This is a genomic window from Sulfuricaulis sp., assembly GCF_041499725.1.
Taxonomy (GTDB): Bacteria; Pseudomonadota; Gammaproteobacteria; order Acidiferrobacterales; family Sulfurifustaceae; genus Sulfuricaulis.
The window spans coordinates 1-21,368 of the sequence record NZ_JBGQKW010000046.1 but is presented as its reverse complement, the minus strand read 5'-3'; the positions used below and the strand labels follow the sequence as shown (position 1 = coordinate 21,368).

Below are 21,368 nucleotides of genomic sequence, written 5' to 3'. Positions count from 1 at the left end.
GAAATCGCCAGCACGATGTCGGGTGTGGTGATCATTCCGACGTCGCCGTGCGAGGCCTCGCCCGGGTGCACGAAGAACGACGGCGTGCCGGTGCTGGCCAGGGTGGCGGCGATCTTGCCGCCGATGTGCCCGCTCTTTCCCATGCCGATGACGATGACCCGTCCGGTGCAGGCGAGAATCAGGCGGCAGGCCTCGGCGAACTGTCCATCGACGCGCTTCGCCAGCGCCTGCAATGCCTCGGCCTCGAGCTGGATCACCTCGCGTCCCAGTTGTTCGTACGATGCGGATGACTTCATGCGTTTCGCGATTTGGCGTGGGTTGGGGTAATCTTTCGTGGAGTATATCGAAACAGTTGCGATTATCCCATGGAGCCGATCGGCTTTCACGGCATTCTGATCCTGCTGGGCGTGGCGGTGGTGCTGGTCGCGTTGTTCCGTTATCTGCGTCTGCCGCATATCCTGGTGTATCTGTGCGCCGGCATCGTCGTGGCCCCCTATGGCATGGGCTGGATCCCCGGCCTGGAAGGCACACGCGCACCCTCGCCGAGTTCGGACTGGTGTTCCTCAGGCGCTGGAACAGGCGGAGTAAATTTTACTCGAAGGATAGTTCACAGGATTCACAGGATTCACAGGATTAGATTAGGATTAACAGGATTGAAGCCTTCAGGATGAGACTCCTTTAATCCCGCCCATTATGAAATTCAAAGATCATTTTTCGGAACAGGCCGGCGATTACGCCCGCTACCGCCCGGATTACCCCGAGGCTTTGTTCGCGTTCCTGGCCAAGTCCGTGACACGGCACGAGCTCGCCTGGGATTGCGGCACCGGCAACGGCCAGGCCGCGCTGGGGCTGGCCGGGCATTTCGATCGCGTCATCGCCACCGACCCGAGCCAGACCCAGATCCAGAATGCCGTGCGTCATGAAAAGATCGATTATTCCGTGGCGACCGCGGAGCAGACCGGGATTCCGTCCCGTTCCGTGGACCTGATCACCGTCGCGCAGGCGCTGCACTGGTTCCGTTTCGATCCGTTTTACGAGGAAGCACGGCGCGTGTTGAAGCCCGATGGCATGCTCGCGGTGTGGTGTTACGGCTTGAGCCGGATCAATCCGGATGTCGACAAGGTCGTGCATCATTATTATAGGAATATAGTCGGCCCCTATTGGCCGCCGGAGCGCCGCTACATCGATGAGAAATACCGAACCATTCCATTCCCGTTCGTCGAGCTGCCAACGCCCGAGTTTTACATGAAGGCGGAGTGGGACATGAACGATCTGATAGGCTATCTTCACACCTGGTCGGCGACGCAGCTCTGTCAGCAGAAAAACGAACAGAACCCGATTGATATTATCCGCCGGGCGCTGGCGAAAGCCTGGGGACGAGAGGACGCGCGGCTAACGGTACGCTGGCCGCTTTACCTGCGTCTTGGACGAGTGACGGCGCTGGTGACGGACCGGTCGTAAGCGGAAAACAGACCATGCCAAAAAAGATTCTGGTGATTCTCGGCCAGCCGCAGCGGCACAGCTACGGAGGCGCGCTAATGCAGGCTTATTCCGAAGGCGCGCGCGCCGCGGGAGCGGAAGTGAAAGAACTGTATCTGGGTGATCTCAAGTTCGATCCACTGGCCACCACCAGCCTCGCGCATCTGTCCGAACTGGAGCCGGACCTGATGCTGGCGCAGGAGGCGATCAAGTGGGCCGATCACCTGGTGTTCGTTTATCCGATCTGGTGGGGCACCATCCCGGCACTGCTAAAGGGATTCATCGAACGGGTTTTTCTTCCTGGCTTTGCCGTGAACTTCCGCAAAAATTCCCCGTTGTGGGACAAGCTGCTCACCGGCCGCAGCGCGCGCCTGATCGTCACGCTCAACACGCCATCGTGGATTTACCGCTGGTACTTCGGTCGACCCGGCCACAACACCATGAAGAAGACCATTCTTCAGTTCTGCGGCATCAAACCGGTGCGCATCACGGAAGTGGGGCCCCTCAAGAATTCGACGGAAGAAAAGCGCCAGCAGTGGATCGGGCAGATCCGGGCGCTGGGTACCCGCCTGGCCTGAACAATTGTTTCTCGGGCTGGTCGGGGACGGACTACCGCAAAATAGTCTGCTCCTTCCCGCAACGCTCACAGCGCCGCCGCGTGACCAGTTTTCCCTGCTTCACGTCGAATTTCCTTTCGTTCATGACCTTCCACTTGTGAAAGCCGCTTTTGCACAAGGTTTTGCCTTCGGCTTTTTCCTGTAAGGTCGGCTTCCTGAATTTAACGATCTCGCCCATGTTCCTCAAATGTTCCTGAAAAATCCTGCGGTCATTTCGGATAATGAAATCCGGCGCCGCCAATTCGTAGAATCAAGTCAAAGCATGCGTCATCAGGATACCGCAGACTTGTTGCCCACGCGGAAATAAAAGGCCTTTGCAGGGTGGATGCGGGACCGGTTTGCCTGATGGCGACCCGCCGTTATCTGCAGGTGCGTGGCAAACACCCTCTAATGCCGTTGCGTCCGGCACTGGTTGAGGCCTGGGGCGGCGCGCCAGAGCGGTAAGTGGCTTGGCCGTTTTGCGTCTCGGCCGCTGCGCGTAACAATATATTTCAGACCGTCCGGGCCATAACGGATATAGACGGCAGCGCCCGGAAACCCCCCGATGTTTCACCATATGAAATCCAAGGGCTACACTCCTGCAATATCTGTGGCTTGATTGCTTGCACTAACCTCGCATGTTGTCTGTAATAGACTCCTCCGTCGTGCAGGAGTCTGTGGACTGGCGCAGGCAACCTGTCTTCTGCACGGATAACAAATAAGGAAAAAGAAAAATGTGCACGCCATGCTTCTCCGGGCTTTGTTCCGGGTGGATGGACGGCGAGGAGATTCCCGGTTAATGTTGATAGCAGTATCTAGGCAAGGATAAATAGTGGGGTCGTCGCGCTACTCGTGGCGCGGCGGGAAAAAATAACTTCGTCTCACGTTTAATCGAGGGCCATACAAAAATGAGCACGACAGAGAAAGCGAGTTTGCCGACCGAGGAAAAGAAGGTCATTTTTGCCTCGTCACTGGGAACGGTGTTCGAGTGGTACGACTTTTATCTGTATGCGACGCTGGCGCCGTTCTTTGCGGCCCTATTTTTTCCACCTGGGAACGAGACCGCCGCACTGATGTCGGCGTTTGCGACCTATGCGGCAGGTTTTCTGGTGCGCCCCTTCGGCGCTGTCTTTTTTGGCCGCATCGGCGACATTGTCGGCAGGAAATACACTTTCTTGGTAACGATCGTGTTCATGGGCGGCGCCACCTTTCTGGTCGGCTTGCTGCCCACCTTCGAGTCGATAGGCTGGGCCGCACCATTCCTGTTGGTGACTCTGCGGCTGGTGCAGGGACTCGCGCTCGGCGGCGAGTACGGTGGCGCAGCGACTTACGTTGCGGAGCATGCACCGCATAGCAAGCGCGGCTACGATACGAGCTTTATCCAGACCACGGCCACACTCGGCTTCTTTCTCGCGCTGGCGGTGATTGGCGGCTGCCGCATCTGGATGGATGCCAAGGTGTTCGCGGACTGGGGCTGGCGTATTCCCTTCTGGCTGTCGTTGGTGCTGCTGGTGTTCTCGGTCTATATCCGGCTTAAGCTGCGTGAGTCGCCGGTATTCCAGAAAATGAAGGCTGAAGGCAAGGGCTCCAAGTCGCCGCTCACCGACAGTTTTTTCAAATACCCGAACAACAAGTTCGTGCTGCTCGCACTGCTCGGCGCGACGGCGGGGCAAGGCGTGGTGTGGTACACGGGGCAGTTCTATGCCCTGTTCTTTCTCATCATCACGCTCAAGCTGGATTACGTCTCGACCTACATTCTGATCGGGCTATCGCTGTTGATTGGGACGCCGTTCTTCATCTTCTTCGGCTGGCTGTCGGACAAGATCGGGCGCCTCAAGATCATCTTGTTCGGCTGCCTGATCGCGGCGGTGACATATTTCCCCTTGTTCGCAGGCCTAACGCACTTCGTCAATCCGGCGCTTGAGCAATACGTTGAGATAAACCCGATTAGCGTCGCGGCGAGTGACTGCAATTTCCACATCTTCGTCGGTCCGTGGAGCAAGTTCAATGATTGCGACAAGACCAAAGATTTCCTGACCAAGCAGGGTCTGTCCTTCAAGTCGTTGCCGGGTGAGCCGGGCAAGGCCGTGGTTACCACCATTGGTTCGATCCGAATCGAGAGCAAGAATGCTGAGCAGATCGCCGCGGCACCCAAAGGTAAAGAAGACAGTGCCAACCTGGCGCAACTGGGAGCGACACTCAAAGAAACCGGCTTCAAGCTAGGTGCCGACAAAGCCCAGGTCAACTGGGTGATGACCGAGCTGATCCTGGTTATTATGGTGATTTATGTGACCATGGTGTATGGCCCGATCGCGGCATTTCTAGTAGAGCTGTTCCCGACCCAGATCCGTTACACCTCCATGTCGCTGCCGTACCACATCGGCAATGGCTGGTTTGGCGGGATGTTGCCGCTGACGGCGACGGCGATGGTCGCGGCAACCGGGGATATCTACTATGGACTGTGGTACCCGATCGTGGTCTCGGTCATGACTCTGGTCATCGGCGCGCTCTTCCTGACCGAAACCAAGGACAGGGATATCCGCACCTATGACCATAGCATGTTGCCTTAAATCCTGGCGGGCGTGAGACGCCCGTGCCGGAGAAAAGTGGCCCGCGAATGCGGGCCTCTTTTTTTGGATCTTGCTGCATACTCTCGGCGACTCCTGATCGGGGCCTGCTTCAAGTTATGTATTCGCTAGCGGGGTCAGATGTGTGGATCGCCATACCCTGAATCTGGAGTGGGTTTGGGTTCGGGAATGCGCACCACGTAGACGCTGCAGCGGGCGTTTGCAGTAACGCTCGATGCAACCGAGCGCCACCAAGCCAGCGTGTGTTGCGTCGGGCTGGGAGCACCCAACAAGATCAGATCGACATGGTTGCTGCTCGCAAACTCGAGCAACGTGCCTTCCGGACGCGGGGACTCAATCACGTGCAGCGATAGCCGCCGGGCCGGCAGGCGCAGCGGCTCAACCCAATGGCGTAAACGTATCAGGTGGTCAAGGTGAATACCGGAGGCGCTCTCGGCGATGTTCGCGCCAGCCGCTACGGGTGCGGCGCGAATCACCGATACGCAGATCAGCCGGAACTCCGGCGATAGAGACAACGCCTGTGCAGTCGCGCGCTGCAACATGGGCTGGCGCGGATCGTCCGGGTGCATGGTATCCACGGCCACCATGATGACTGGGGTTCTGCCGACCTGCGCCGTGGGCATCATGGGCAAGGCTGGCCGTGCGCTGCGCGTACGCCACCAGCGCCGTATTTGCCCGAACAAACCTGCCCGCCCCGACTTGTGGGCACGCGCGGTCAGTGCCAGCTGCTCAGGATGGCGCAGGTCGAAAGCGAGGTGTGCGGCTGACTGATAGCGGTCATCTGCATTCGGTTCGAGGCAACGCAGGATAATTTCCTGCAGCCAGGGCGGCACCTCGCGCGATCGGATACGGGGTGGAACCGGATCGAGCCACAGCCGATCACGCAGGCCCGCCATGGTTGCCGGTACGCCAAAGGGAAGTTCTCCTGTCGATATCTCGTAGAGCACGACCCCGAGCGCGAAGATATCGCTGCGCGGATCCGTGCGAACGCCCAGCACTTGTTCGGGTGAGATGTACGGCGCCGAACCGGCGGCAAAGCGTTTTTCCTCCGCCAACAGGTCGGGAAGACGCGCGTGGTGTGCAAGCCCGAAGTCGATGAGCGCGACCCCGCCATTTTTTTTGAGTACCAGGTTGTCGGGCTTGAGGTCGAAATGGATTGCTTCCTGCAGGTGTAACTCATGAATGGCATCGGCGATCTCGGCACCGATGCGAGCAATTTCGTCAGGAGCAAACGGGCCGCGCTTCAGCGTACTTTCGAGGCTTTCACCTTCGATCCATTCGGTGACGAGATAAGGCGTTTTCGCCAAGTCTCCGGCCGCCACGAAGCGCGGGATGTGATCTCCGGAGAGCGCCGGTATGATCATGGCCTCGATCTCGAAACTGATGAGGTTTTCGCGCGGCTCGAAGGCGCCGAGACGCGGTAGCTTCATGATCGTGGGGAAGCCGTGGTCGGGCGAAATAACACGGAAGATGCGGCCTTGCGCACCGGTATGGATGCATTCGCCGAGGCGAAACCCGTCGATTTCGCTGCCTGGTGCCGGATTCTCGGTCATGATGGCGTTCAGATGCCTTTTTCGACGCGATAGGCATGTGCTTCGGGCAGTCCCGCCTGCCGAATCTTTTTCGCCGCCGCGAAGTGATCGTAAGCGATCCGGTGAAAGATTATCCGTTCGCGCTCAAAATCAAATAATGCATAGGCTGCCGCCGGCTTGCCATCTCGAGGTTGACCGACCGATCCAGCCAGAGCGAGCCAGTGGTGTCGCCGACTGACCGGAACGACGCTGGCGGGAGTAGGAGAGAACATGGACCATTTTCCCTGCGCGCCTTCGAAGTAAAGCGCTTGATTGTGCACATGCCCTGAAAAGGTATATGTCGTTTGCGCTGCCTCAGCGCTGCGTTGTGCCTCGGCCGGTGAGTCAATATATTCCCAGCGCGTCGGAGCAGCCGCCGAAGAATGCACGAAGCATATCGGCCCAGTGCGCACGATCAATGGCAAGCTGGAGAGAAAGGCCTTGGATTCAGTGGAGAGCGCCTTGCGCGTCCATTCGATGGAGTCTTTAGTGGCATCGTTCATGTAATTGGCGTGCTTCTCGATTGCTTCGTCGTGATTTCCTTTCACCACGATCGCACCATCGGCGGCGTAGCGTGCAACGATATCGACGACGGCTTGCGGGTCGGCGCCATATCCCACCAGATCTCCCAGGAAAGCGTAGCGCTCGGCACCGCTTTCGCGCGCATGCTCAAGACAAGCGTTGAGCGCTTCCAGGTTGCTGTGAATATCGGTAAGCAGCGCAATCACCAATCTGGCCCCGTGTAATTTTTCAGATTATCGCTGCAATCATAACAGAAGCCGGTATTGGAGCGTTGACACGACGGCAGACCCGGTGGCCGTATTTCGTCAACTCACGGCCCCAGTAATGCGCCCCGCTGCAGGCCTCCATGCCGATCAGGCACGGTAGCTGCCCGGCCAGGAATGGCATTCGTTTTGCGCGCGCTAAGGTCTTGCGGAACACCATCTTGCCCCGGCTATCCACACCGTGCAGACTGAAGCTATTCTTTGCCAAATCGATCCCGACAGTAGTAACGTTCATGGTGACTCCTCCTGTTCCGTTGATTAACAGATACCGTCTTCAATCTGGCACATTGATGCCGTCAGGGGCGGGCGGAGTCCATATCATTCGTTAGACAACATTTCAACGAACAGGGTGAACAAATGAAGATATCTGCTCAGATGGCCATTGTGCTTGCTGCAGTCTTCGCGATCATCTGCTACGGCGTCGCGATTACGGGATTCAGCTCCATTGGAGAAATGACGGACCCGGTGCAAGCAGCCGACGCAAAGGGGTTTGCCTGGTTCTGGGCGTTTCTTGGCACCGTCGCCGTGGTGTTGGGCGCGATGTCGATGTGGATCGTGTGGACACAAAATAATGACGAAGATGCATAACTTTAGTTGGTGCGGTCTGGCCACCATGGTCGTGCCGGTCAGGAGTCACGACGATGGTTAAATGTCCGTACTGCAACCGTGCTGCCATGAGCCTTTTACAAAAATCCGCACTCGGTCCTGGGCGTGTGGTCAATTGTCAATCGTGCGGGAAAAAGGTATCGGCACACTGGACAGCTATCTTCGCGGCAATACCAGCCTTCTTGGGTGGCTTCGTTCTCATGAAATCTGAATCGTTGCCCCTTGGAATTGCGGCCGTCGTGGGAGGTGTCCTCATTATGGGAGCGCTGCAAACATACCTGGTTCCTCTCGTGCGAAATGACACCTAACATGCCGTCGCAGCGGACGCCAAAAGCTGTGCTTTTGTCGTCGGCTGAATTCAAACGTGTGTGTCGGGTATGGCAGTTGCTTCATAGGTGCAAGTTCTATGGCCGGGTTTTCGCAGAACTGAAGGCTTGCGAAACGGCAAGGGAGTCACCGTGGGGCGGGGCCTGAAGCAAGCCCAACGCAAAGCGGCGGGGCGATGATCGTGGATAAGTTCGGTGGCGCGGTAGAGGAAGCCCCTGTGGAGTGTGGCGTAACAGGGGTTTCCTCTACCGCAGAGTCAAGATCAACAGCAAAGCGAAAACCAAAGCAAAGGCAAAACCGGGCAGCGCCGTCCAGCTGCGAGTGAGGTTGAATGTGCAGCTTAAACTCAGTGCAATATTGTCTTGACTCAGGGGTCCATTTTATTCGCAAAGGAAGCCGAGATTGAACCATGCGGTCGAACCGCGCGGGGCAAGTTCGATGACCCTGCAAAACGCCGTTTCGGCCTTGGCACTGCGCTCCAGCGCGGCCAGGAGGTAGGCGAGGGCGGCACGCGCAAAACCGGGATCGGCGCCCAAGGCATCGCGGTACGCGGCCAGTGCCGCTTCCGGCCGCCTGAATGCGCGCAGCAGACACGCGCGCAGGTAGTGGCGCCTGCTTCCAGATTCATGGGAGACTTCTTAAAACCCGGTCATTCTGGGCGTTTCGGCCGACGGCGGCAAGCCGCGATAAATCCGGCTTGAGGCGTGGACACCAGATACTGCAAAATCGATTTTTATCGGGGTACACCAGGAGGATTTACACATGTCCGAAGATAAGATTTATAACGTTCCTGCCGAGGTCGCCAAACGCGCCTGGATCGACGACAACAAGTACAAGGAAATGTACCAGCGCTCGGTCAAAGACCCGGACGGTTTCTGGGGTGAGCAGGCGAAGGTGCTGGTGACGTGGTCCAAACCGTGGACCAAGGTATCGGACTGGAACTTTGACGCCAGGAACCTGCATATCCGCTGGTTCGAGGGCGCGAAGCTCAACGCGAGTTATAACTGCCTCGACCGGCACCTCGAGAAGCGCGGCGACCAGACGGCGATCATCTGGGAAAGCGATGATCCCAAGGCAGACAAGAAAATAACTTATCGCGAGTTGCATGCCGAGGTATGCAAGTTTGCGAATGTACTGAAACACCGTGGCGTGAAAAAGGGTGATCGCGTTTGCATCTACATGCCCATGATCCCGGAGGCCGCGGTGGCGATGCTCGCGTGCGCGCGCATTGGCGCGGTCCATTCGGTCGTGTTCGGCGGTTTTTCGCCGGAGTCGCTCAAGGACCGTATTCTCGATTCCGACTGCCGCGTGGTCATCACCGCCGACGAGGGGTTGCGCGGCAATAAAAAGATACCGCTCAAGGCCAATACTGACCAGGCGCTCACGCACTGTCCCAACGTGCACACCGTGGTGGTCGTGAAACGCACCGGCGGCAACATCGCCTGGAACGCGAAGCACGACGTGTGGTACCACGAGCTGATGGCGAAGAGTTCCGCGGATTGTCCGGCCGAGGAGATGGACGCCGAGGACCCGCTGTTCATTCTTTATACCTCCGGCTCCACCGGCAAGCCCAAGGGCGTGCTGCACACCACCGGCGGCTATCTGCTGTTCGCCGCGATGACTCACAAGTACGTCTTCGATTATCACGACGGCGATATCTTCTGGTGTACCGCCGACGTCGGCTGGGTGACGGGCCACTCTTATATAGTCTATGGCCCGCTGGCCAACGGCGCGATCACGCTCATGTTCGAAGGCGTGCCGAATTATCCCACCGCCTCGCGCTTCTGGGAGGTCATCGACAAGCACCGGGTCAATATCTTTTACACTGCGCCAACCGCAATTCGCGCACTCATGCGCGAAGGCGAGGCGCCGGTGAAGAAGACCTCACGAAAATCCTTGCGGCTGCTCGGTACGGTGGGCGAGCCGATCAACCCCGAGGCCTGGGAGTGGTATTACCACACCGTCGGCGAGGCGCGCGTGCCGATCGTCGATACTTGGTGGCAGACCGAGACCGGCGGGATTCTCATCACGCCGCTGCCGGGCGCGACGCGCCTGAAGCCGGGTTCGGCCACGCGGCCGTTCTTCGGGGTGATGCCGGCGATCGTGGACCCCGAGGGCAAGGTGCTCGAGGGCGAGTGCAGCGGCAATCTCGTGATCCTGCGTCCGTGGCCGGGGCAGATGCGCACGGTGTACGGCGATCACCAGCGCTTCGTGGATACCTATTTCAAGACCTATCCGGGCAAGTACTTTACCGGCGACGGCGCGCGCCGCGACAAGGACGGTTACTACTGGATCACCGGACGCGTGGACGACGTGCTCAATGTCTCTGGCCATCGGCTCGGCACGGCCGAGGTCGAGAGCGCGCTGGTGCTGCACAAGTCGGTGGCCGAGGCCGCGGTCGTGGGATTCCCGCATGACATCAAGGGGCAGGGCATCTACTGTTATGTCACCCTCAAGGTCGGCGTGCAAGCCTCGGACGGCTTGCGCCAGGAACTGGTTGCACAGGTGCGCAATGAGATCGGCGCGATCGCCTCGCCCGACGTGATTCAATGGGCGCCGGGCCTGCCCAAGACACGCTCCGGCAAGATCATGCGCCGCATCCTGCGCAAGATCGCCGCGAACGACCTCTCCAACCTCGGCGATACCACGACGCTTGCCGACCCGTCCGTGGTCGAGGACCTGATCAAGAATCGCGCGGTCAAATAACGCACGGGTGGTGCCCGTCATTCCGTGGCAATGACGGGCTAATGCGTTAGAATAGCGCCGATTCGCGATGCGTCGAACAAGGAAAAAGTTTGAATCAACCCAGCCATAGCGCTTCGGAGAGCGACGTCCTGGTGGATATCCGGGACGTCTATTTCTCGCGCGGTGACCGGCCTATCCTCAAAGGCATCACGCTTCCCATCTACCGTGGCAAGGTCGTCGCCATCATGGGCGGCAGCGGATCGGGAAAAACGACCCTGTTGAATCTCATCGGCGGGCGCATCAAACCGGACCGCGGCACGCTGACCGTTGGCGGCCAGTCGGTGCCGGACCTCCGAACCAAGGAACTTTTTGAACTGCGCAAGCGCATGGGAATGCTGTTCCAGGCCGGCGCGCTGCTGACCGACCTTTCGGTGTTCGAAAACGTCGCCTTTCCCATCCGCGAACACACGAAGCTGCCGGAGTCCATCCTGCGCAAGGTCGTGCTCATGAAACTGGAAACCGTGGGCCTGCGCGGTGCGCGCGATCTCATGCCCTCGGAATTGTCGGGCGGCATGGCGCGGCGCGTGGCGCTGGCGCGCGCGATCGCCTTCGAACCCATGATGATCATGTACGACGAGCCGTTCACCGGACTGGATCCCATTTCCAAGGGCGTGATCGCCAAACTGATCCGCGAGCTCAACCAGTCGCTCGGCATCACTTCGATCGTGGTGTCGCACGACGTGGCCGAGACCTGCCTGATTTCCGATTATGCCTATCTCGTCGGTGACGGCCGTATCATGGGTGAAGGCACGCCAGCTGAAGTGCAGAAATCCGGTTCCGAACATGTGCGCCAGTTCATGGACGGCCTGCCGGACGGCCCGGTGCCGTATCAATATCCGGCTGACGACTACGTGACGGACCTGATGCGCGGCGCCACGTGAACACTCTTCGTATTCTGGGACGGATTGTGACCAACAGCGTCGAGCGCCTGGGAAGGGCCTCGATGTTCCTGTATGAAGTGATGCTCGGTTCGTGGGAACTCGTCCGGCGGTTTTATCTCGTCATACAACAGGTCTACGCCGTGGGGGTGCTGACGCTGCTGATCATCCTGGTTTCGGGACTGTTCGTCGGCATGGTGCTCGGGCTTCAGGGCTACAATACGCTCGTCAAATTCGGTTCGGCGAACTCGCTTGGCCTGCTGGTGGCCTTGTCGCTGGTGCGCGAACTCGGGCCGGTGGTCACCGCGCTGCTGTTCGCCGGCCGCGCGGGGTCGGCGCTGACGGCGGAGATCGGCCTCATGAAGGCCACGGAACAGCTCGCCGGCATGGAAATGATGGCGGTTAATCCGATCACGCGCGTGATCGCACCACGGTTTCTCGGGGGCGTGTTTGCCTTGCCGCTGCTGACGGCGCTGTTTTCCGCGATCGGCGTGATGGGCGGACACCTGGTGGGCGTGGGGCTGCTGGGGGTGGATGCCGGCGCCTTCTGGTCGCAGATGCAGAATGGCGTGGATTTCCACGACGATATCATGAACGGTGTCATCAAGAGCGTGGTGTTCGGCGTTGTGGTTAGCTGGATAGCGGTATTCGAGGGCTATGACGCGGTGCCGACCTCGGAGGGCGTGGCGAGCGCCACCAACCGGACGGTGGTATATTCTTCGCTCGCCGTGCTCGGCCTGGATTTCATCCTCACTGCTTTGACCTTGGGAGAGGTCTGACATGATCAATCGGAATAGTCTGGAATTGTGGGTCGGCCTGTTCGTGGCTGCGGGCATCCTGGCGCTGGCCATGCTCGCCTTCAAGGTCGGCAATCTCACCTCGGCGGATGTCATGAACAGCTACAAGGTCACGGCGCATTTCGATAACGTCGGCGGTCTCAAGGTCAAGGCGGCGGTGACCGTGGCTGGCGTGCGTATCGGGCGTGTGTCGGCCATTGCGTTCGACAACAAAAAATATCAGGCGCTGGTCACGATGGACATCGATGGCCGCTACCAGAACATCCCCAAGGACAGCAGCGCGAGCATTCTGACCTCGGGCCTGCTGGGCGATCAGTACATCGGCATCGAGCCTGGCGGTGACGACGTCGCGCTCAAGAGCGGCGATAGTTTCCTGCGCACGCAATCGGCGCTGGTGCTGGAGAAACTGGTCGGGCAGGTGATCTTCAACAAGGCCGGAGAGAGCGCACCGGCCAAGTAGCACGCCGCCGCGAACCTTTAAGGAGCCACCAATGAAAAAAATCATCTCTTCCCTGTTGTTGATGGTTTTCGCCCTGTCCGTGCTGGCCGCCGAGGTGGCACCGGATCTGTTGGCGCGCGAGGTGACGGACAAGATCGTCGTGCTGCTCAAGGCAAACAAGAATGTCTACACCAAGGACCACAAGAAGCTTTATGCCATGGTGGATGAACACGTGCTGCCGAATTTCGATTTCCGCGCCATGTCGCGCACGGTGCTGGGGCGCTATTGGCGCACGGCGAGCGAGGAGCAGCGCACGCGTTTCACCGCCGAGTTTCGCGATCTGCTCGTGCGCACCTACGCCACCGCGCTGCTCAAGTACAACGACGAAAAGATCATCTACCTTCCGTTCAAGCTGGCTCCCGGCGACCGCACTGCGGCGGTGAAATCCGAGGTCCGCCGCACGGACGGGGGGCCGCCCATCGCCATCAACTACAGCTTCTATCGCACGGACGCTGGCTGGAAGGTGTATGACGTCACGATCGAAGGCGCGAGCCTCGTGACGACTTACCAATCGACCTATGCGGATCGGGTGCAGCGCGAGGGGCTCGATGCACTGATCGCGAGCTTGGCGCAGGACAACAAGACGGCCGCCGTAGGAAAAACCGCTTCCGACGGCACCAAGGCGGGCGATTCGAAGTGAGCGAGAACGGATTCAAGGCCCGCGACAACGGCGTGTTCGAGGTGTCCGGACAGGTGACCTTCCAGTCGGTACCGCAGTTTCTCGCCCATACCGATAAATGGCTGCAAGGCGGTACCGGCAAGGTCACGATCGATATGCATGGAGTGACGCTCGCCGACAGCGCCGGGCTGGCGCTTTTGATCGAGTGGCTGCAACTCGCGCGTTCCGCCCAGCGCGAGATCGTCTTCACCCATATGCCGGATCAAATGCGTGATCTCATCCGCGTCAACGGCCTCACGCAGGTCTTCGGTCTGACATAAGACTCGTGAAACCGCAGATGAACGCTGATAAACACGAATAATCTCAAGTCATTTCTTGATCTGCGTCTATCCGTGTTCATCCGTGGTTCCATCATTTACTTGAGCTACAGCCGTGTCCGCGATCTCCATTACAGGGCTGCATAAGCATTACCCTCGAGTCCACGCCCTTAAGAACATCGACCTGACGATCGAGCGCGGGGAATTCTTCGGCCTGCTCGGCCCGAACGGCGCCGGCAAATCCACGTTGATCAGCATCGTCGCCGGGTTGACCCGGTTTGACGAAGGCAGCGTAACCGTCCTCGGGCATGACGTGCTGACGGCTTACCGCCAGACCCGGCGCCTCATCGGCGTGGTGCCGCAGGAGCTGACGTTCGATCCGTTTTTCAACGTGCGCGAGGTACTGCGCATCCAGTCCGGCTATTTCGGGCTGCGCGATAACGATGCCTGGATCGATGAGCTGATGCAGGCGCTGATGCTGACCGGAAAGGCCGACGCCAACATGCGCGCACTTTCGGGCGGTATGAAGCGACGCGTCATGATTGCCCAGGCCCTGGTGCACAAGCCCGACGTGGTGGTGCTGGACGAACCGACGGCGGGGGTGGACGTCGAGCTGCGCAAACAGCTCTGGACCTTCATCCGCCGGCTGCACCGCGAGGGCCACACCATCGTGCTCACCACGCATTATCTCGAGGAAGCCGAGGCCTTGTGCGAGCGCATCGCCATCCTGAATCGCGGTGAGATCGTGGCGCTCGATACCAAGCGCGCGCTGCTGGCGCGCGGTATCGGTCACACCCGGCGGGTCTGCATCACCACGGCGGAGCCGTTGGGCCCCCTGCCCGAATCCCTGGCGCCGAAGCTGCGCCGGCAGGAAGGTAACCAGATCGAACTGCAACTCGACAAGAATACCGATTCGGTCATGGCGGTGCTGGATGACTTGCGCGCACGCGGCGCGGTGATCACCGATCTCAGCATGGAAGGGGCGGATCTCGAAGACGTGTTCGTCGAGTTGACGCACGGAGGCAGTGCGTGAATCCCACCGGTCTCTATACGCTGTTCTACAAGGAGATACTGCGCTTCGGCAAGGTGCTGCTGCAAACCCTGATCGCCCCGATCATCACGGCCTTGTTGTACCTGCTGGTTTTCGGTCACGTATTCGAAGGACGATTGCAGGTATTTCCGGGAGTAAGCTACACCGCGTTCCTGATCCCCGGCCTCGTCATGATGTCGGTGATACAGAACTCCTTCGCCAACAGCTCCTCGAGCCTCATTCAGTCCAAGGTGACCGGCAACCTGCTTTTCATCCTGCTCACGCCGCTATCGCACCTGGAATTCTTCCTGGCGTTCGTGCTCGCCGCCGCGGTGCGCGGCGTGCTGGTGGGGTTGGGCGTGTACCTGGCGGGAACGCTGTTTACTTCCTTGCCCGTGCAGCACCTGGGATTCATCCTGCTGTTTGCGTTCCTGAGCAGCGCCGTGCTGGGCGCGACCGGCGTGATCGCCGGCATCTGGGCGGAGAAGTTCGATCAACTCGCCGGATTCCAGAACTTCATCATCCTGCCCTTGTCGTTCCTCTCCGGCGTTTTCTATTCCATCCATTCGCTGCCGGATTTCTGGCAGAAGCTGTCCCACTTCAACCCGTTTTTCTACATGATCGATGGCTTCCGCTACGGCTTTTTCGGCGTGTCCGACATCGCGCCATGGCTGAGTCTGCTGGTCGTGGGGATTTCGCTGGCGGCAGTCTCGGGCATCACGCTGCTGATGCTCAAGACCGGTTATAAATTGCGCGACTGAATTGCCCGTTTCCGCCACCCGGCGACGCTGTATACTGCCTGCACAACTACAGGACATCCCCGTCCAGGTACCTGCCCCCAAGGCCCGTGGATGATTTGCGGGTTTTGTCATGTATCCCCAACGGGCATATCTCTTGAAATAGCGCCAAGTGGACGGATAATGAGTCAATGATGCAGCCGGAAGACATCAAGCAGATGATTGAAAGCGGGTTACCGGGCGCACGCGTGTCGGTGACCGGCGACGGCCATCACTTCGAGGCTGAGGTCGTGGCCCGGGAGTTCACCGGCAAGGGCATGTTGCAGCGGCATCAGATCGTGTACCGCACGCTGGGTGGCAAGATGGGAAATGAAATTCATGCCCTGTCGTTGCGCACCTTGGCACCGGAGGAGTGACCGCCACCCATCGGTTTTGCGTCGATAGCTTATATAACGAGATACGAGGTTTCACATGAGCATACAGGACAAGATTCGTCAGCAACTGAGCAGCGACAAGATCGTGCTCTATATGAAGGGTACGCCCCAGTTCCCGCAATGCGGGTTTTCGGCCAAGGCCACCCAGATGCTGGGTGCGTGCGGGGCGAAATTCACGACTTACGACATATTATCCGACCCGGAAATACGCCAGGGCCTCAAGGAATACTCCCATTGGCCGACCTTCCCGCAGCTGTACGTGAACGGCGAACTGGTCGGCGGCTGTGATATCATGACCGAGCTGTACCAGAAGGGCGAACTCCAGAAGCTGGTTACCCAGGCGCAGGTTTGAGCGCCGGTAATCCCGACCGGACAAGGCCGCCTTCTGGCGGCCTTTTTTATTGCCGACGATTATTCAGACATGGACAAACTGATTGTTACCGGCGGAATTCCGCTGCGCGGCGAGATCAGCATCTCGGGCGCGAAGAATGCCGCGCTGCCCGTATTGGTGGCCTCGCTGTTGACCAACGAAACCGTGAGCATCGGCAACGTGCCGCACCTGCAGGACATCACCACGACGATGGAGCTGCTCGGTCGCATGGGCGTGCGCCTCGTGGTCGGCGACAAGATGGTGATCGAGGCCGATTCGAGCCAGAACACCTCTGTGCGTGCGCCGTACGAACTGGTGAAAACCATGCGCGCGTCGATCCTGGTGCTCGGCCCCCTGCTGGCGCGTTTCGGCGAGGCCGAGGTGTCTCTGCCCGGCGGTTGCGCCATCGGTTCGCGCCCGGTGAACCTGCACATCAAAGGTTTGCAGGCCATGGGGGCGGAAATCAATCTCGAGGGCGGATACATCCGTGCGCGCGCCAAGCGTCTGAAAGGCGCGCGCATCTTCATGGATCTCGTCTCCGTCACCGGGACGGAGAACATCATGATGGCGGCCACGCTGGCGGATGGCACCACGATCATCGAAAACGCCGCGCGCGAACCCGAAGTGGTGGACCTGGCCAAATGCCTGATAGCGATGGGCGCGAAGATTCGCGGCGCCGGCACCGATGAAATAACGATTGAAGGCGTGGAGCATTTGCACGGCGCCGCACATGATGTCATTCCCGACCGCATCGAAACCGGAACGTATCTGGTCGCCGCGGCGATGACCAGCGGCAGCGTGCGCTTGCGCAACGCGCGCCCGGATCTGTTGCAGGCGGTGCTCGAGAAACTGCGCGAGGCCGGCGCCGTGATCGAAACCGGACCGAACTGGATCAGCCTCGACATGCAGGGCAAGCGTCCGAAGGGCGTGACGCTTCGCACCGCGCCGTACCCGGCGTTTCCGACGGACATGCAGGCGCAGTTCATCGCGCTGAACGCGATCGCCGAGGGCAGCGGCACGGTGACGGAGACGATCTTCGAGAATCGCTTCATGCACGTCTACGAACTTCAGCGCATGGGTGCGAGCATCGACATGGAAGGCAACACCGCCATTGTGCACGGCGTCAAGAGCCTGAAAGGCGCGCCGGTCATGGCGACCGATCTGCGCGCCTCCGCGAGCCTGGCGTTGGCGGGACTGGTGGCGGATGGCGAGACCATCGTCGATCGCATCTATCACATCGACCGCGGTTATGAATGTATCGAAGAGAAGCTCGCCCAGCTGGGTGCGCGCATCCGGCGCGTGCCGGGAGAACTCGCGGCGCGGGCGGCGCGGAAGCAGTCGGCGTGAACCATGACCACGGCGCTCAATATCGCTCTGTCCAAGGGGCGGATCCTGGAAGAGGGTCTGCCGCTGCTTGAACGCGCCGGTATCCGACCCACGGAAAACCCGCTCACAAGCCGCAAGCTCATTCTCGATACCAACCTGCCGGACGTGAAGCTCACGGTCATCCGTGCCGCGGACGTGCCCACCTACGTGCAATTCGGTGCCGCCGACCTCGGTATCGCGGGCAAGGATGTGCTGATGGAATACGACGGCGACGGCCTGTATGAACTCATGGACCTCAAGATCGCCCGCTGCCGCATGATGGTGGCCGAGCCGGCGAGCCTGGCCTCGCGCGACGATCCTCGCAGCTGGACGCGGCTGCGCATCGCGACCAAATACGTCAAAACCACGCAACGGCACTTCGCCGCCAAGGGTATTCAGACCGATATCATCAAGCTCTACGGCTCGATGGAACTCGCCCCGCTCGTGGGTCTTTCCGACCGCATTGTCGACCTGGTCGATACCGGTAATACACTGAAGGCCAACGGCCTGGTCGAGGTCGAGCACATCGCCGATATCAGCGCCTGGCTCGTGGCCAACAAGGCCTCGATGAAAATGAAACACCAGGCGCTGAAGAATCTCGTCGGTCAGCTGCAGCGGGCCGTTGCTTGAGCCTCCCATGAGCGCGCTCAAGCTGCGTCTGCTGAATACGCGCGTTGACGGGTTCACCGCCGACTTCGAACGGCTGCTCGACCGTGCCCACGCGATCGATCCCAAAATAGAAACCACGGTGCGGGACATCGTCGCGGACGTGCGCGCGCGCGGTGACGCGGCGGTCGTGGAGTACACGCGCCGCTTCGACCGGCGCGAGGTCGCCAGCGTGGCGGAACTCGAGGTGTCGCGCGCGCGCCTGCGCGAGGTGTCGCGCGCGGTTACCAAGGAACAGTACGAAGCGCTTGCCAACGCCGCGGAGCGCATTCGTGCCTACCATGAACGTCAACGCACCGATTCCTGGACCTACACCGAACCCGACGGCACGCTGCTCGGTCAACAGGTGACGGCGCTCGAGCGCGTCGGGCTTTACGTGCCGGGCGGCAAGGCCGCCTATCCTTCGTCCGTGCTCATGAACGCGATACCGGCCAAGGTCGCCGAGGTGCCGGAACTCGTCATGGTAGTGCCCGCGCCAGAGGGAACGCTCAGCGAGATGGTGCTCGCCGCGGCCTACCTCGGAGGAGTGGATCGGGTGTTCACCATCGGCGGTGCGCAGGCGATCGCGGCACTTGCTTACGGCACGCAGACGGTTCCCCAGGTGGACAAGATTGTCGGTCCGGGAAATGTGTATGTCGCCACCGCCAAGCGGCTCGTCTATGGCGTGGTGGACATCGACATGATCGCCGGGCCGTCCGAGATCGTGGTGTTGTGCGACGGCAGAACCGATCCCGAGTGGATCGCGATGGACCTGTTTTCGCAGGCGGAGCACGATGAGGACGCGCAGTCCATCCTCATCAGCCTCGACGAGGCGTTCACGCTGAAAGTGCTCGCGGCCATCGAAAAACTTCTGCCCGGCATGGAGCGGCGCGAGATCATCCGGGCCTCGCTTGAATCGCGCGGGGCACTGATCACCGCCGGTAGCCTCGATGAGGCGCTTCAGCTCGTGAACCGCATCGCGCCGGAACATCTCGAGCTCTCGGTGGAAAATGCCGCGGAAACGGCCAAGCGCGTGCGCCATGCCGGCGCGATTTTCCTCGGCCGCTATACCGCGGAGGCGGTGGGCGACTACTGCGCCGGGCCGAACCACGTGTTGCCGACCTCCGGTACGGCGCGGTTTTCCTCGCCGCTCGGCGTGTACGATTTCCAGAAACGCACCAGCCTGATCCAGTGTTCGGCCGATGGCGCCTCGGTGCTGGGCAAAACCGCCTCGGTGCTGGCGCGCGGCGAAGGCCTGACGGCGCACGCGCGCTCGGCGGAATACCGGATTAAAAAATAACTTGAACCGCCAAGAACGCCAAGTGAATCAAAATTCTTTTTAGTTCCTGTCTCTCTTAGCGTCCTTGGCGTACTTGGCGGTTGAGCTTCTTATATGACTGGTTCATTGGACGAAAAAATAAAGAGATGGGTGCGGCCCGAAATCCGGGCGCTCAAGGCTTATCACGTGCCCGATGCCTCCGGGCTCGTCAAGCTCGATGCCATGGAAAATCCCTATTCGTGGCCGGAAGATGTGCGGCGTCAATGGATGGAAGTGCTGCAGGGCGTTGCGCTCAATCGTTATCCCGATCCCGATGCCCATCGTATACGCGAACGTCTGCGCACGACGCTCGACGTGCCGGCCGGCATGGAGCTTATTCTCGGCAACGGATCGGACGAACTCATCCAGACGACCCTCATGGCGGTGTCGAATCCGAATGCCGTTGTACTCGCGCCCACGCCGACCTTTGTCATGTATGAAATGATTGCAACTTTCACCGGCATGAAGTTCGTGGGCGTGCCGCTCCAGCCGGATTTTTCGCTCGCTATGCCGGCCATGCTCAAGGCCATCGAAACGCACAAGCCGGCAGTGATTTTTCTGGCGTATCCGAACAATCCGACGGGGAATTTGTTTTCGCGCGAGGATGTCGCGCGCGTGATCGAAGCATCGCCGGGGCTGGTCGTGATGGACGAGGCCTATCACGCTTTCGCCGACCATTCCTTCATGGACCGGCTGGGAAAACATGACAACTTGCTGGTGATGCGCACGCTGTCGAAGCAGGGGCTGGCAGGCTTGCGCCTGGGCGTCCTCGCCGGTCCCGCGCCGTGGCTGGCGGAATTCAACAAGGTGCGTCTTCCGTACAATATTGGGAGCCTCACGCAGGCGAGCGCGGAATTCGCGTTGACGCACTTGGCCTTGCTGGATGAGCAGGCGCGGCAGATACGCCAGGACCGGGAGCAGCTGTTTCAGGCGCTTAGCCGCCTGCGTGGCGTGCAGGCTTGGCCCAGTCAGACCAATTTCATCCTGTTCCGGGTCGAGAAGCGCCATGCGGACGAGGTTTTTGAAAGCCTGCGCGCACGCGGCGTGCTCATCAAGAATCTGAATTCCTCCAGTGGCATGCTCAAGGGCTGTCTGCGCGTGACCGTCGGCACGCCTTCGGAGAATGATGCCTTTCTCAAGGCGCTTGAGGCGGCGCTGTGATTCGTCTATGGTTTGCGTGTGAAATCCTCTAAACGAACAAAATCCCGTTCCCCCCGGGGCAAGTCTGCGTCCGGCCGGCGCGCCGAGGTGGCGCGCAACACCAAGGAAACCCGGATCACCGTTTCCGTGAACCTGGATGGCAGCGGCGTGACCCGCATCGATACCGGCCTGCCGTTTCTCGAGCACATGCTGGAGCAGGTGGCCCGGCACGGGCTTATCGACATCGCCCTCGAGGCCAAGGGCGACCTGCATATCGACGCGCACCACACGGTGGAAGACATCGGCATCACGCTGGGTCAGGCGATCGCCAAGGCGGCGGGCGACAGGAAGGGCATCCGCCGTTACGGCCATGCCTATGTACCGCTCGACGAGGCACTGTCGCGCGTGGTGATCGATTTCTCCGGGCGTCCCGGCCTGGAATATCACGTGGATTTCCCGCGCTCGCGCGTGGGCGAATTCGACGTGGATCTGGTGCACGAATTTTTCCAGGGATTCTGCAAT

The 21,368-nt window shown here is 60.0% G+C and carries 25 protein-coding genes and 1 pseudogene; 20 read left to right on the top strand and 6 right to left on the bottom strand.

Features of this window, described 5'->3' with window-relative positions; translation table 11 throughout:
• Window positions 1-296 (bottom strand): SIS domain-containing protein (locus ACC569_RS09060; protein WP_372523191.1); only part of this gene is annotated, 296 nt, incomplete at its 3' end.
• 69 nt (window positions 297-365) lie between these two features.
• Here ACC569_RS09060 and ACC569_RS09055 point away from each other — a divergent pair.
• The 3 genes from ACC569_RS09055 to ACC569_RS09045 are packed head-to-tail and all read left to right on the top strand — an operon-like array spanning window position 366 to window position 2,057.
• A complete protein-coding gene (locus ACC569_RS09055; RefSeq protein ID WP_372523190.1) occupies window positions 366-671 on the top strand; it encodes a hypothetical protein in 306 nt (101 codons plus the stop codon).
• A 22-nt stretch (window positions 672-693) separates the two neighbouring features.
• On the top strand, window positions 694-1,461 hold the full coding sequence (locus tag ACC569_RS09050) for a class I SAM-dependent methyltransferase (protein WP_372523189.1): 768 nt from the start codon (window positions 694-696) through the stop codon (window positions 1,459-1,461).
• A gap of 14 nt (window positions 1,462-1,475) precedes the next feature.
• Window positions 1,476-2,057 carry an NAD(P)H-dependent oxidoreductase gene (locus ACC569_RS09045; RefSeq protein ID WP_372523188.1) on the top strand — a complete coding sequence of 194 codons (582 nt, stop codon included), beginning with the start codon at window positions 1,476-1,478 and terminating at the stop codon, window positions 2,055-2,057.
• Window positions 2,058-2,088: 31 nt separating this feature from the next.
• Here the strand turns inward: ACC569_RS09045 and ACC569_RS09040 are convergent, their stop codons facing one another.
• Window positions 2,089-2,274 (bottom strand): hypothetical protein, encoded by a 186-nt coding sequence (locus tag ACC569_RS09040; RefSeq protein ID WP_372523187.1) that lies wholly within the window; start codon window positions 2,272-2,274, stop codon window positions 2,089-2,091.
• 709 nt (window positions 2,275-2,983) lie between these two features.
• Between ACC569_RS09040 and ACC569_RS09035 the strand changes: the two genes are divergently transcribed.
• Window positions 2,984-4,645, top strand: a complete 1,662-nt coding sequence (locus ACC569_RS09035) for an MFS transporter (protein WP_372523186.1) — start codon at window positions 2,984-2,986, stop codon at window positions 4,643-4,645.
• Window positions 4,646-4,779: 134 nt separating this feature from the next.
• On the opposite strand, the gene ACC569_RS09030 is transcribed toward ACC569_RS09035, so the two are convergent.
• From ACC569_RS09030 to ACC569_RS09020, 3 genes and pseudogenes are all read right to left on the bottom strand, one after another.
• Entirely contained in the window at window positions 4,780-6,216 is a 1,437-nt protein-coding gene (locus ACC569_RS09030; RefSeq protein WP_372523185.1) for a bifunctional serine/threonine-protein kinase/universal stress protein, read from the bottom strand.
• An 8-nt stretch (window positions 6,217-6,224) separates the two neighbouring features.
• The gene (locus tag ACC569_RS09025) at window positions 6,225-6,962 is read right to left on the bottom strand and encodes a metallophosphoesterase (RefSeq protein ID WP_372523184.1); all 738 of its coding nucleotides are present in this window, start codon (window positions 6,960-6,962) and stop codon (window positions 6,225-6,227) included.
• A 79-nt stretch (window positions 6,963-7,041) separates the two neighbouring features.
• Window positions 7,042-7,254: pseudogene (locus tag ACC569_RS09020) on the bottom strand (IS110 family transposase); the annotation flags it as partial.
• A gap of 122 nt (window positions 7,255-7,376) precedes the next feature.
• On the opposite strand from ACC569_RS09020, the gene ACC569_RS09015 reads away from it, so the two are divergent.
• Complete coding sequence (locus ACC569_RS09015; RefSeq protein ID WP_372523183.1) at window positions 7,377-7,607, top strand: hypothetical protein; 231 nt, start codon at window positions 7,377-7,379, stop codon at window positions 7,605-7,607.
• A gap of 725 nt (window positions 7,608-8,332) precedes the next feature.
• Here ACC569_RS09015 and ACC569_RS09010 read toward each other — a convergent pair.
• A complete protein-coding gene (locus ACC569_RS09010) occupies window positions 8,333-8,488 on the bottom strand; it encodes a hypothetical protein (protein WP_372523182.1) in 156 nt (51 codons plus the stop codon).
• 226 nt (window positions 8,489-8,714) lie between these two features.
• On the opposite strand from ACC569_RS09010, the gene acs reads away from it, so the two are divergent.
• The 15 genes from acs to ACC569_RS08935 all read left to right on the top strand — a co-directional run.
• Complete coding sequence (gene acs / locus ACC569_RS09005; protein ID WP_372523181.1) at window positions 8,715-10,658, top strand: acetate--CoA ligase; 1,944 nt, start codon at window positions 8,715-8,717, stop codon at window positions 10,656-10,658.
• A gap of 89 nt (window positions 10,659-10,747) precedes the next feature.
• Window positions 10,748-11,578, top strand: a complete 831-nt coding sequence (locus ACC569_RS09000; protein ID WP_372523180.1) for an ABC transporter ATP-binding protein — start codon at window positions 10,748-10,750, stop codon at window positions 11,576-11,578.
• The gene (gene mlaE, locus ACC569_RS08995; RefSeq protein ID WP_372523179.1) at window positions 11,575-12,354 is read left to right on the top strand and encodes a lipid asymmetry maintenance ABC transporter permease subunit MlaE; all 780 of its coding nucleotides are present in this window, start codon (window positions 11,575-11,577) and stop codon (window positions 12,352-12,354) included. Before ACC569_RS09000 ends, mlaE begins: the two co-directional genes overlap by 4 nt.
• A 1-nt stretch (window position 12,355) precedes the next feature.
• Window positions 12,356-12,832, top strand: a complete 477-nt coding sequence (gene mlaD / locus ACC569_RS08990; RefSeq protein ID WP_372523178.1) for an outer membrane lipid asymmetry maintenance protein MlaD — start codon at window positions 12,356-12,358, stop codon at window positions 12,830-12,832.
• A gap of 31 nt (window positions 12,833-12,863) precedes the next feature.
• Window positions 12,864-13,511 carry a phospholipid-binding protein MlaC gene (locus ACC569_RS08985; RefSeq protein WP_372523177.1) on the top strand — a complete coding sequence of 216 codons (648 nt, stop codon included), beginning with the start codon at window positions 12,864-12,866 and terminating at the stop codon, window positions 13,509-13,511.
• Window positions 13,508-13,810 carry a lipid asymmetry maintenance protein MlaB gene (locus ACC569_RS08980; protein WP_372523176.1) on the top strand — a complete coding sequence of 101 codons (303 nt, stop codon included), beginning with the start codon at window positions 13,508-13,510 and terminating at the stop codon, window positions 13,808-13,810. The genes ACC569_RS08985 and ACC569_RS08980 overlap by 4 nt, the downstream gene beginning before the upstream one ends.
• 112 nt (window positions 13,811-13,922) lie before the next feature.
• On the top strand, window positions 13,923-14,840 hold the full coding sequence (locus ACC569_RS08975) for an ABC transporter ATP-binding protein (RefSeq protein WP_372523175.1): 918 nt from the start codon (window positions 13,923-13,925) through the stop codon (window positions 14,838-14,840).
• Window positions 14,837-15,598: an ABC transporter permease gene (locus ACC569_RS08970; RefSeq protein ID WP_372523174.1), complete on the top strand. Its 762-nt coding sequence runs from the start codon at window positions 14,837-14,839 to the stop codon at window positions 15,596-15,598. The genes ACC569_RS08975 and ACC569_RS08970 overlap by 4 nt, the downstream gene beginning before the upstream one ends.
• A 167-nt stretch (window positions 15,599-15,765) precedes the next feature.
• A complete protein-coding gene (locus tag ACC569_RS08965) occupies window positions 15,766-15,990 on the top strand; it encodes a BolA family protein (protein ID WP_372523173.1) in 225 nt (74 codons plus the stop codon).
• 55 nt (window positions 15,991-16,045) lie between these two features.
• Window positions 16,046-16,360: a Grx4 family monothiol glutaredoxin gene (gene grxD, locus ACC569_RS08960; protein WP_372523172.1), complete on the top strand. Its 315-nt coding sequence runs from the start codon at window positions 16,046-16,048 to the stop codon at window positions 16,358-16,360.
• A 69-nt stretch (window positions 16,361-16,429) separates the two neighbouring features.
• The gene (murA, locus tag ACC569_RS08955; protein ID WP_372523171.1) at window positions 16,430-17,725 is read left to right on the top strand and encodes a UDP-N-acetylglucosamine 1-carboxyvinyltransferase; all 1,296 of its coding nucleotides are present in this window, start codon (window positions 16,430-16,432) and stop codon (window positions 17,723-17,725) included.
• A 3-nt stretch (window positions 17,726-17,728) separates the two neighbouring features.
• Entirely contained in the window at window positions 17,729-18,373 is a 645-nt protein-coding gene (gene hisG, locus ACC569_RS08950) for an ATP phosphoribosyltransferase (protein WP_372523170.1), read from the top strand.
• A 7-nt stretch (window positions 18,374-18,380) separates the two neighbouring features.
• The gene (gene hisD / locus ACC569_RS08945) at window positions 18,381-19,688 is read left to right on the top strand and encodes a histidinol dehydrogenase (RefSeq protein ID WP_372523169.1); all 1,308 of its coding nucleotides are present in this window, start codon (window positions 18,381-18,383) and stop codon (window positions 19,686-19,688) included.
• A 93-nt stretch (window positions 19,689-19,781) separates the two neighbouring features.
• Window positions 19,782-20,867: a histidinol-phosphate transaminase gene (gene hisC / locus ACC569_RS08940; RefSeq protein ID WP_372523168.1), complete on the top strand. Its 1,086-nt coding sequence runs from the start codon at window positions 19,782-19,784 to the stop codon at window positions 20,865-20,867.
• Window positions 20,868-20,885: 18 nt separating this feature from the next.
• Window positions 20,886-21,368 (top strand): imidazoleglycerol-phosphate dehydratase (locus ACC569_RS08935; RefSeq protein ID WP_372523167.1); only part of this gene is annotated, 483 nt, incomplete at its 3' end.